9 protein-coding genes and 1 pseudogene are annotated in these 9,850 nt (G+C 70.1%); 5 read left to right on the top strand and 5 right to left on the bottom strand.

Annotated elements, in window-relative coordinates:
- Nucleotides 1-227, bottom strand: a pseudogene (locus tag ACLN58_RS12505) (LysE family translocator); the annotation flags it as partial.
- 80 nt (nucleotides 228-307) lie between these two features.
- Here ACLN58_RS12505 and ACLN58_RS12510 point away from each other — a divergent pair.
- The gene (locus ACLN58_RS12510) at nucleotides 308-763 is read left to right on the top strand and encodes an Lrp/AsnC family transcriptional regulator (RefSeq protein WP_415855589.1); all 456 of its coding nucleotides are present in this window, start codon (nucleotides 308-310) and stop codon (nucleotides 761-763) included.
- A 92-nt stretch (nucleotides 764-855) separates the two neighbouring features.
- On the opposite strand, the gene ACLN58_RS12515 is transcribed toward ACLN58_RS12510, so the two are convergent.
- The 4 genes from ACLN58_RS12515 to ACLN58_RS12530 all read right to left on the bottom strand — a co-directional run bounded on the left by ACLN58_RS12515 (nucleotide 856) and on the right by ACLN58_RS12530 (nucleotide 4,361).
- Nucleotides 856-1,593, bottom strand: coding sequence for an amino acid ABC transporter ATP-binding protein (locus ACLN58_RS12515; protein ID WP_415855590.1), 738 nt, complete (start codon nucleotides 1,591-1,593; stop codon nucleotides 856-858).
- The gene (locus ACLN58_RS12520) at nucleotides 1,590-2,366 is read right to left on the bottom strand and encodes an amino acid ABC transporter permease (protein WP_415855591.1); all 777 of its coding nucleotides are present in this window, start codon (nucleotides 2,364-2,366) and stop codon (nucleotides 1,590-1,592) included. The genes ACLN58_RS12515 and ACLN58_RS12520 overlap by 4 nt, the downstream gene beginning before the upstream one ends.
- 18 nt (nucleotides 2,367-2,384) lie before the next feature.
- Nucleotides 2,385-3,338: an ABC transporter substrate-binding protein gene (locus ACLN58_RS12525; protein WP_415855592.1), complete on the bottom strand. Its 954-nt coding sequence runs from the start codon at nucleotides 3,336-3,338 to the stop codon at nucleotides 2,385-2,387.
- Nucleotides 3,339-3,653: 315 nt separating this feature from the next.
- Complete coding sequence (locus ACLN58_RS12530; protein ID WP_415855593.1) at nucleotides 3,654-4,361, bottom strand: 3'-5' exonuclease; 708 nt, start codon at nucleotides 4,359-4,361, stop codon at nucleotides 3,654-3,656.
- A gap of 128 nt (nucleotides 4,362-4,489) precedes the next feature.
- Between ACLN58_RS12530 and ACLN58_RS12535 the strand changes: the two genes are divergently transcribed.
- The 4 genes from ACLN58_RS12535 to ACLN58_RS12550 all read left to right on the top strand — a co-directional run.
- Nucleotides 4,490-5,368 (top strand): SDR family NAD(P)-dependent oxidoreductase, encoded by an 879-nt coding sequence (locus ACLN58_RS12535; RefSeq protein ID WP_415855594.1) that lies wholly within the window; start codon nucleotides 4,490-4,492, stop codon nucleotides 5,366-5,368.
- Between the two features lie 110 nt (nucleotides 5,369-5,478).
- Nucleotides 5,479-5,889 (top strand): MGMT family protein, encoded by a 411-nt coding sequence (locus tag ACLN58_RS12540; protein ID WP_415855595.1) that lies wholly within the window; start codon nucleotides 5,479-5,481, stop codon nucleotides 5,887-5,889.
- Nucleotides 5,886-9,155, top strand: coding sequence for an ATP-dependent helicase (locus tag ACLN58_RS12545; RefSeq protein WP_415855596.1), 3,270 nt, complete (start codon nucleotides 5,886-5,888; stop codon nucleotides 9,153-9,155). The genes ACLN58_RS12540 and ACLN58_RS12545 overlap by 4 nt, the downstream gene beginning before the upstream one ends.
- A partial coding sequence (locus tag ACLN58_RS12550) for a UvrD-helicase domain-containing protein (RefSeq protein WP_415855597.1) occupies nucleotides 9,152-9,850 on the top strand: 699 nt, incomplete at its 3' end. The genes ACLN58_RS12545 and ACLN58_RS12550, both read left to right, overlap by 4 nt.

Here is a 9,850-nt window from a genome sequence, read left to right on the forward strand (position 1 = left end):
GCCACCGACAGCCACGCAACGACCTCGGGTCGTGCCGCGAGGAGCATCCCGAGGCCGGCCGCGACGATCGCGGTGTGCGCGACGTAGCCCGTGCACAGCCCCGCCACCGACGGCACCGGCGAACCGCTGCGGAGCCCGGCGGCGATCGTGTACGCCCAGTCGGCGCCAGGCGTGAGGGAGAGCGTGAGGGCCACGGCGGCGAAGCCCAAGAGCGGCGCGAAATCCATGCCGCAAGAGTAGACATTTTCCTGCAAGAGGTGCTCACCACTTATCTCCAGTCACGCAAGAATCGGAGTAGATTCTTGCCGTGATCGACAAGTTGGATCGAAGTATCTTGCGCATCCTCCAGAACGACGGCCGCATCACGGCCACGGCGCTCGCCAACGACGTGGGGCTCACGCTCGCGCCCTGTCATCGGCGGCTCAAGGATCTCGAGGCGGACGGGGTCATTCGCGGGTACCGCGCCGAGATCGACGCGGCGAAGGTGGGCCTCGGCTTCGGGACGATGGTCTTCGCGACGCTCCGCGAGACTTCCCGCGAGGCGATCCGGGCGTTTGAGGAGGCGGTCGTCGCCGAGCCCCAGGTCGTCGAGGCCTATCGGCTGTTCGGCGACCCCGACTACCTCCTCAAGTGCGTCGCCGCGGACCTCCTGGGCTATCAACGGCTCTACGACGAACGCCTCGCGGCGCTCCCCGGCCTCGCCAAGCTCACCTCGACGATCGTCATGCGCGATCTCAAGGGCGCGGGCGGCCTCCCGCTCTAGCGGCAGCACCGCCCCAAAAGGCGGACGACGCCGGCACTCGGGTGCGTGCCGACGTCGTCGTTTGCTTGGCGAGCCTCGGGTGCTTGGTGAGACTAGAGGACGTCGCTCAGGAAGCGCTGGAGGCGATCGGTGCGCGGATCGTCGAAGATCTGCCCGGGCGCGCCGCTCTCCACCACGACGCCGCCGTCCATGAACGTCACGGAGTCCGAGACGTTGCGCGAGAAGCCCATCTCGTGGGTCACGACGACCATGGTCATGCCGCTCTTCGCGAGGTCCGCCATGAGCGCGAGGATGCCCTTGACGAGCTCCGGATCGAGCGCCGACGTGGCCTCGTCGAAGAACATGACCTCGGGCTTCATGGCGAGAGCGCGGGCGATCGCGACGCGCTGCTGCTGGCCACCCGAGAGGGTCGCGGGGCGCACGTCGGCCTTGTGCTTGAGGCCCACCAGGTCGAGCTGCTCGAGCGCTTCGGCCCGCGCCTGCTCCTTGGGCAGCCCGCGCAGCTTCCGCAGCGCGAAGGCGACGTTCTCGCCGACGCTCTTGTGCGGAAAGAGGTTGAACTGCTGGAAGACCATGCCGATGCGGCGGCGCAGCTCGTCGGGGTTGTCCTTCAGGACCGACTTGCCGTCGAGGAGGATGTCGCCCTGATCAGGTTCGATGAGGCGGTTCATGACCCGCAGGAGCGTCGACTTGCCCGAGCCCGAGGGGCCGATGACCGACGCCGTGGTGCCGGCCTGGACCTGCAGATCGATCCCGCGGAGCACCTTGTTGCTCCCAAACGCGAGATGGATTCCGCGGGCTTCGAGGGATCCAGAGGTGAACTGGCTCATCCGTTTGCTCCCTTCCCGACGAGCGCGGCGGCCGCGTCCGGCTCTTGCTTCTCGCCGCGGCTCTGGGCGCGGCCGGTGCGCAGGCGGGCGTCGATGTAGTTCACAAGGTGGGTAAGAGGCACCGTCAGTGCGAGGTAGAAGATCGCGGCCGCCACGAGCCCCGACAGATTGCCGCTCTGGGCAGCCTTGTCCTGGCCGATCTGGAACAGCTCGCGTTCCGAGGCCACAACCCCGAGCGTGAAGACGAGCGACGAATCCTTGATGAGCGCGATGAACTGGTTCACGAGCGCCGGAAGGACCCGACGCACGCCCTGCGGGACGACGATGAGCCGCATCGAGGGGCCGTACCCGAAGCCGAGCGCGCGCGCAGCCTCGAGCTGGCCCTTCTCGACGCTTTGGATGCCCGAGCGGAAGATCTCGCCGATATAGGCCGCCGAAATGAGCGAGAGCGCGGCGACCCCCATGGGGTACGGGCTCGTGACGCCGATCAGCTCGCGAAAGGCCGGGCCGAAGCCGAGGCCGATCGCGAGGATGGTCAGGATCGCCGGGAGTCCACGGAACACGTCCGTGTACCCCCGGGCGATCCACCGCGCCACAGGATTCCGGGAGATGCCCATCAAGGCGAGGACCAGTCCGAGCACCGTGCCGATGATCGCGGACGAGACCGCGAGCACGAGGGTGTTGGGGAGTCCGACCGTGAACATGGCCGGCAGGATCTCGCCGATGACCTTCCAGTCGAAGAACGTCGAGCCGAGGTTGTTCAGGTAATCCATGTGGCGCCTATCTCTTGGCTACTTGGCCGCGGTGACCTGGACGGCCTTGCTGCCCGGCTTCCAGCCCTCGGGCGTCTGCTCCTTGAGCGTCGGGCGGTCCGGGTACCACTGCGCGGTGAGCTTGGCCCACGTCCCGTCGGCGATCACGGCGTCGAGCGCGGAGTTGAGCGCGTCGGTGAGCGGCTGGTTGTCCTTCGCGACTGCGTAGGCCGTGAAGTTCTGCGTGTTGACCTTCTTCTGCGCGATGACGGTGCCGTCGCCCTGCTTGACCTGGCCCTCCGCCTGCTGCGACGGGGCGACCCACGTGTCGACCTGGCCGCTCTTCACGTTCTGGTAGACCGTGTTGTAGTCCGGGAACCGGACCGGCTCGAGCTTGAGCGTGTTCGTCACGAAGTCGTCCTGGACGGTGCCCTGGACCACGCCGATGCGCACGCCCTGCTTGAGGTCGTCGAAGGTCTTCACCTTCGCGCCATCCTTGGTCACGATCGCCATGTAGCCGTAGTCGTAGCCGTTCGTGAAGCCGACCGTTTCGCGGCGCGCATCGGTCGTCGAGATCGAGGAGGAGCCCATGTCGAACTGCTTCGTCTTGACCTGCGCGAGGAGGCTCTGGAACTTCGTCGACACGAACTCGACCTTGAGCCCGAGCTTGGCAGCCATGGCCTTGAGGAGCTCGTTGTCGTAGCCGGTGAACTGGCCGGTGTTGTTGTCGAGGTAGATGTTCGGGGGCGCGTCGGAGAGCGTGCCGACCTTGATCGTGCCGGGCGTGATGAGGCCGAGCTTCGACTTGTCGATCTTGTCGAGCGCGGTCACCGAGGCGGTCGTGTACTTGTCGGTGGACTGCTGGTCCGCGCCTTTGAGGGCGTCGGTCGGCGTGCCGGACGACGTCGCGCCCCCGCCGCACGCGGCCAGGGTCAGCGCGAGGACGGCCGCGACGGGCGCGGCGGCGAGCCACTTGGGTGCCTTGAACTTCATGAGCCTTCGCTTTCGTGATGTGAACGCAGGACGCGACGCAGGGACGTGCGGTCGGCACGTTCCGGAGGCGTCGGGGCTGCACACCATTATGTGCGGGCGCTGTGAAACATTCTTTCTCAGAACACATTCCGCAATATGCCGGGAACGTCCGAAGAATGTTCGGAATCTCGGCGGCGCGTCGACGACCACGGAAGGCGACCCGGTCGCCGTCGTGAATTCCTGCGAGCGCCAGACGATGCCGGGGCAATGAAATCCGGCTGTGAGATGTGTCTCAGATGCCGGATTCCCGCGAGCTCGTCAGTGTATGCGCGGGGTTTAGAAGCCGCCGCGGCTCGCGTCGACCGGGGCGAGGACGGGCCATTCGCCCTCGACGACCGCGGCGGGCTTGGTGCGGCGGAGGTAGGCCTGGAAGTCAGCCGCCTGCTCGAGCGACCAGTCCACTTGGCTTCGGTGCAGTGCCGCAGCCGGCTTGTTGATCTCGGGGAACCTGACCGCCATGGCGTCCAGGAGCTGCGCGGCGGCGAGGGCGTCTGCCGCGGATGTGTGCGCCTCGTCCAGAATCACGCCGTACTGCTCGCACAGGGCGCCGAGCGTGCGCTTGCCCTTGCGGTACCGCTCGACCTGCTTGTTGATGACGTACGGGTCGAGGACCGGGAAGCGCGAGAGCTGGGGGAGTCCGTGGCGGGCACACTCGGCGGCCATGACCGTGAAGTCGTAGGCGGCATTGAAGGCGACGACGGGCACACCCGCGTCGAACAGCCTCTGCAGGACCGCGGCGACCTCTCTGACCACCTCGGCGGCCGGGCGCCCCTCGGCGCGGGCGCGCTCGGTGGTGACGCCGTGGACCTCTGCCGCCTCGGCCGGGATCTCTACCCCAGGGTCGGCGAGCCACTCGTGCTCCTCCTCGACCGCTCCGTCGGACGCGAGGACCACGATGCTCGCGGTCACGATCCGTGCCGAGCGAGAATTGCGGCCCGTCGTTTCGAGGTCGAACGCTGCTCTCGAGTTGCTGCTCCAGGTCATGCCTCACACGCTAAATGGGGAGTCCGACATTCCTGGGGGAGGCTCGCCGGGGCCTGCCCAGGTGACGTGCGGCGCCGTCGTCGGCGGTTCCGGCTAGGTTGGTGATGTCGACCACGAAGGGATGAGAAATGCCTGAGGACACGTCTTTGGCAGTGGTGAGCGGGGCGTCGTCGGGGATTGGACAGGCGACAGCGCGAACCCTCGCGGTACGAGGCTGGCACGTGCTCGGCGGCGTCCGCCGCGAGGCCGACGGCGCGGGGCTCGCCGCGGACGGGATCGAGCCGGTCCTGCTGGACGTCACCGATCCGGCGCACATCGCGAGGCTCGCCGAGCGCGTCGAACGGGACCCAGAGGGCAGGAGGCTCGGCGCCCTCGTCAACAATGCGGGCACCGCGATCAACGCGCCCGTCGAGGCCATCCCGTTGGCCGAGTGGCGCCGCCAGTTCGATGTGAACTTCTTCGGCCACGTCGCCATGACCCAGGCGCTCCTGCCCTCGCTCCTGAAGGCTCGCGGCAGGATCGTGAACGTCAGCTCGATCGGCGGCCGCGTCGCAGGGCCCCTGTTCGGCGCCTACGCCGCGTCCAAATTTGCTCTCGAGGCCATGAGCGACTCGCTGCGCCGCGAGGTCGGCCGGCTCGGGGTGCGCGTGATCGTCGTCGAGCCCGGCGCGATCGCCACCCCGATCTGGGCGAAGGGCGAGGCGACGGCGAGCGGCCTGGTTGACTCCATGTCCGAGGAGCAGCGGCGCCGCTACGCCGACGTAATCGCGGCAGGCCTCAAGCAGGCCGAGTCGCTCGCTCGCAGCGGCATCGCACCCTCGGTCGTCGCCGAGACCATCGCGAAGGCGCTCGAGTCACCCAAGCCGCGCCCGCGCTATCTCGTGGGCCGCGATGCGAAGGTCACCGCAGCGGTGGCCCGGTGGCTTCCCACCGACCAGTTCGACCGGCTCGTCGCCCGGAGTCTCGGCCTCCCCGCGACCGAGGCGCGGGGCGCAGCCTCCGGCTGATCCTGGCCCGCTGACCCGGGCCCTTCTGATCCTGGCCCGCTGACCCTGGCCCGGCGCCTCACCCGCACGCCTCACGGGCAGCGCGGGGTCCGCGGCCTAGGCTGGGATGCATGCGGGATGAGTTCGTCGAGGCGGTTCTGTCGGTCGTCGAGCTCGTCCCTCCGGGGTGCGTTCTCGCCTACGGCGACGTGGCGGAGCTCCTTGGCGCCGGCGGCCCGCGGCAGGTCGGATCGGTCATGTCGCACCATGGCGGCCACGTTCCGTGGTGGAGGGTCATCAAGGCGAGCGGCGGCCCGCTCGAGGGGCATGAGCGAGAGGCGCTGGCGCATTATCTCGAGGAGGGCACGCCCTTGCGCGGGAAGCCCGGCGAGGGTGCCTGGAGAGTCGACATGCCGCGCGCCAGATGGGCGCCCGACGACGGCGAACTCGACGCCGTCGACGTCGTCGCCGAGGCGCTGTGGGAGAGGCGCCATGGGCCGCGCGCAAAAATGTCGGACCCCGGTGATGGGATGCATCCGTGACCGTTTCCGCCGCGCCGACCCATCCCGGAGTCGCCGCTCCCGCGCTGCGCCTCCTGCCACCGGTTCCGAGCTCGCTGTCGGGGGGCTGGCGGCCCTCGCCCGACCAGCGGCCGGTCCTTGACCTCCCTCAGGGCATCGGCCCTGTCCTCGTATGGGGCGCGCCCGGGACGGGGAAGAGCACTCTCCTCGTCGAGGCCGCGGCAGTGCGCGTAGAGCGCGACGGCGTCGACCCGGCGCGCGTCCTCCTCCTCGCTCCGTCCCGGGCCGCGTCCGCGCGCCTGCGGGATGGCTTCACCGCGCGCCTTGACCGGAGCTTGAGCGCGCCGCCCGCGCGGACCTGGCAGTCGTACGCGTTCGACCTCATCCGGCGCGCACGGGCCGAGGGCCGCCTCGACTGGCTTCCGCGGACGCCGCGACTGCTCTCGGGCGCGGAGCAAGACCTCATCGTCAAGGAGCTCCTCGAGGGACACCGAGCCATGGGCCGCGGCCCGGCGTGGCCGCGCGGGCTCGACACGGCCCTGGCGACGCGAGGTTTCCGGCAGGAGGTCCGCGAGCTCTTCGACCGGGTCACCGAGTACGGCACGACGGCGCGAGAGCTCGCCGAGCTCGGGCGGCGGACCGAGCGGCCCGAGTGGGTGGCGGCCGCGGCGCTCTACCGCGAGTACCGTGACGTCCTGGAGCTCCGGATGCCGGAGGCGTTCGATCCCGCGGGCATCATCACGGCGGCCCGCCAGATCCTTCTCGACGACCCGGCGTTGCTCGACGCCGAGCGCGCGCGGCTCGAACTCCTCGTCGTCGACGACGTCCAGGAGGCCAATCCCGCAGTGCTCGAGCTCCTGTCGGTCCTCGGGCGCGGTCGCGACGTGATCGCTTCCGCAGCTCCCGACGTCGTGGTCCAGGGCTTCCGTGGCGCGCGTCCCGAGCTCGTCGCCCGGCTCGGGGACCTGCTGGGCGGCCTCACCGAATACTCGCTCGCGACCTCCCACCGCATGCCGCCGGCCGTGGCGGAGGCATGGCGGAACGTCGCCGAGCGCATCTCGGCCGTGCCCGGGGGGCAGGCGGCGCGGCAGCTCGAGCACGAGACCCTCGTGGACCCGTCGAGTTCCGTTGAGGCCCACGTGCTCCACTCGCCGATGCACGAGCTGCGCTACCTCGCTCATCGCCTCCAGGATGCCCACCTCCTGGGCGGGATCGGCTACGGCGACATGGCCGTCATGGTGCGGTCCGGGGCGAAGCTCGCCCAGACTCAGCGCTTCCTCGCGTCGCAAGGGGTCCCGGTCAAGGTTCCGGTCGCGGAGACCGCCGTCCGGGACGAGGCCGCGGTCCGCCCTCTCCTCACCGCCTATCGCATTGTCCTCGACTCGAGCGAGCTCACCCCCGAGACCGCCGTCGAGCTCTTGGGCTCGCGCATCGGCGGCGCCTCTGCCCTTGAGCTGCGCCGGCTGCGGCAGTCGTTGCGTCAGCTCGAGCTGTCGGCTGGGCGTGGCCGGGCGAGTGATGCGCTTCTCGTCGAGTCACTCGAGGATCCCGGGGCGCTCGCCGAGCTCGGCACGGAGGCGCAGGCGGCCCGTCGAGTGGCGCGCATGCTCGAGCGCGGATGCTCGGCTGCCGCTGAGCCGGGGGCGACGGCGGAGACGGTCCTGTGGGCGCTGTGGGACGCCGCGGGACTGTCGAAGCGGTGGTATGGCCTCGCGCTCGGCGGTGGGCCCATTGGCCTCCGGGCCGACCGCGATCTCGACGCTCTCATGGCCCTCTTCCACACCGCCGAACGCTACGTCGACCGGCTGCCCGGGGCCTCGCCGGGCCAGTTTCTCGACTATCTGCTCGAGCAGGAGATCCCGATGGACACGCTCGCGCCGCGCGCCCAGGCGGAGTCCGCCGTCGAGCTTCTCACGCCGGCAAGCGCCGCCGGCCGCGAATTCGAGCTCGTGTTCGTCGCGGGGCTCCAAGACGGCGTGTGGCCCAACAATCGGCTGCGCGGCGAGCTGCTCGGGAGCACCATGTTCACCGACTGCCTCGAGATCGGCGCGGTCGACGCGATGCTCGTGAGTCCTCGGGCACGCCTCAAGGACATCCGCTACGACGAGCTGCGCATGTTCTCCGCGGTCGTTTCGCGGACGCGCGGGAGGCTCGTGTGCACGGGCGTCCGTTCCGAGGATGACGTGCCGTCCGCGTTCCTCGACCTCGTCGATCCGTTGCCCGAGGGCACGGCCGTCCGGCCGTACACCGAGGTCCCGCGGACTCTCGGGCTCAGGCCCCTCGTCGCTGAGCTCCGGCAGGCGGCCGAGGACGGCGGGCGCGACGCCGAGGCGGCCGTCGAGCTCCTCGCGCGGCTCGTGCGGGCCGAGGCCCCCGGGGCACACCCGGAGGACTGGTACGGCCTCGCGCCCCTCACCAGCACCGGACCCGTCGTGCCGCCCGAGCAGACCGTGTACGTCTCGCCCTCGCGGGTCGAGACCGCCGTCAAGAACCCGCTCGACTGGTTCGTTTCGGCGGCCGGCGGGGAGGCCGCGACCGACTTCGCGCGGAGCCTCGGCACCCTCGTGCATGCGATCGCCCAGGAGAAGCCGCGGGGCACTGCGGAGGAGCTCCTCGGTGAACTCGAACGGAGGTGGCCGAGCCTCGGTCAGCCCGACACGTGGGAGGGCCGGCGCGAACATGAGCGGGCCACGGCCATGCTGGGCAAGCTCGCCCAGTATGTCCGCGGAACGCGGCGAGAGCTCGTCGGTGTCGAGGCGGATTTCGAGGCGAACCTGGACGGCATCGGCTTGGGGGAGATCGCGCGGCGAACCGTGATCCGTGGCCAGGTCGACCGCCTCGAACGCGACGCCGACGGGCGCCTCGTGGTCGTGGACCTCAAGACGGGCAAGAGCAAGCCGAGGTCAGCCGACGTTCCGCGTCACGGGCAGCTCGCCGCCTATCAGGTGGCCATCGCGGCGGGAGCCTTCGCGGCCGGCGCCTTCGCGGAGGCTTCCACCGAAGTCCCCGCCTCTCAGGACGTCCAACCAGGACAGCCCGCCAGCCGGTACGTGCCCGGGGGAGCGGAACTCGTGCAGCTCGGCGATGCCGCGAAGAACGTGACGGTGCAGCAGCAGCCAGCGCTCGAGGACGCCGCTTGGGCGTTCGATCTCGTTGAGCGCGCGGCGGCGGCCATGTCAGGGCACGAATTCGAGGCGCGGCACGAGCCCGGCGCAGGCTTCGCGGGCGGCTGCAGGCTCCCGGACATCTGCCCGTTGTGCTCGCGTGGACGGCAGGTGACGGAATGACGATCGATTTCGACAACGCGCTCGACGCGCCGGCCGGCCCGGCCGAGGGCGGGCTCCCCGCGCCGCGATTCACGCCCGAGGCTCTCGCCGAGCTGCTTGGCCAGCACCGCCCGACGGCGCAGCAGTCCGAGATCATCTCGTCGCCGCTCGCGCCGCGGCTCGTCGTGGCCGGCGCGGGATCCGGCAAGACGGCCACGATGGCTGAACGCGTCGTGTGGCTCGTGGCCAACGGCTGGGTCCGCCCGGACGAAATCCTCGGCGTGACGTTCACCCGGAAGGCCGCGGGAGAGCTGTCGGCGCGGATCCGGGCTCAGCTCGCGAAGCTCACGCGCGCGGCCCGGAAGCACGGACTCGACCTTGCCGAGGGCGTCCTGGACCCTGAGGCAATGGACCCCACGGTCTCGACGTATCACTCGTTCGCCAACGCGATCGTCCAAGACCACGGGCTCCGGATCGGCGTCGAGCGGGACGCCGTGCTGCTTGGCGCGGCGCAGTCTTGGCAGCTCGCCGCGACCGTTGTCGAGGCTTACGACGGCGAGATTTGGCAGGGCTTCCCGGCCAAGAGCACGCTCGTGGGCGCCGTCATGATGCTCGCGTCTGAATGTGCCGAGCACCTTCAGGACCCCGTCGACGTCGGAACGTGGCTCGCCACGGAGGAAAGCCGGCTCGCAGCCCTTCCGCTCGTTGCGGGCAAC

This window comes from Sinomonas sp. G460-2, assembly GCF_047759905.1.
Classification (GTDB): Bacteria; Actinomycetota; Actinomycetes; order Actinomycetales; family Micrococcaceae; genus Sinomonas.

What these genes read in the sequence shown, in the direction of transcription:
- ACLN58_RS12515 (WP_415855590.1), bottom strand. Translation starts at nt 1,593, where the DNA reads ATGAGCCAGTTCACCTCTGGATCCCTCGAAGCCCGCGGAATCCATCTC.
- ACLN58_RS12520 (WP_415855591.1), bottom strand. Translation starts at nt 2,366, where the DNA reads ATGGATTACCTGAACAACCTCGGCTCGACGTTCTTCGACTGGAAGGTC.
- ACLN58_RS12525 (WP_415855592.1), bottom strand. Translation starts at nt 3,338, where the DNA reads ATGAAGTTCAAGGCACCCAAGTGGCTCGCCGCCGCGCCCGTCGCGGCC.
- ACLN58_RS12530 (WP_415855593.1), bottom strand. Translation starts at nt 4,361, where the DNA reads ATGACCTGGAGCAGCAACTCGAGAGCAGCGTTCGACCTCGAAACGACG.
- ACLN58_RS12535 (WP_415855594.1), top strand. Translation starts at nt 4,490, where the DNA reads ATGCCTGAGGACACGTCTTTGGCAGTGGTGAGCGGGGCGTCGTCGGGG.
- ACLN58_RS12540 (WP_415855595.1), top strand. Translation starts at nt 5,479, where the DNA reads ATGCGGGATGAGTTCGTCGAGGCGGTTCTGTCGGTCGTCGAGCTCGTC.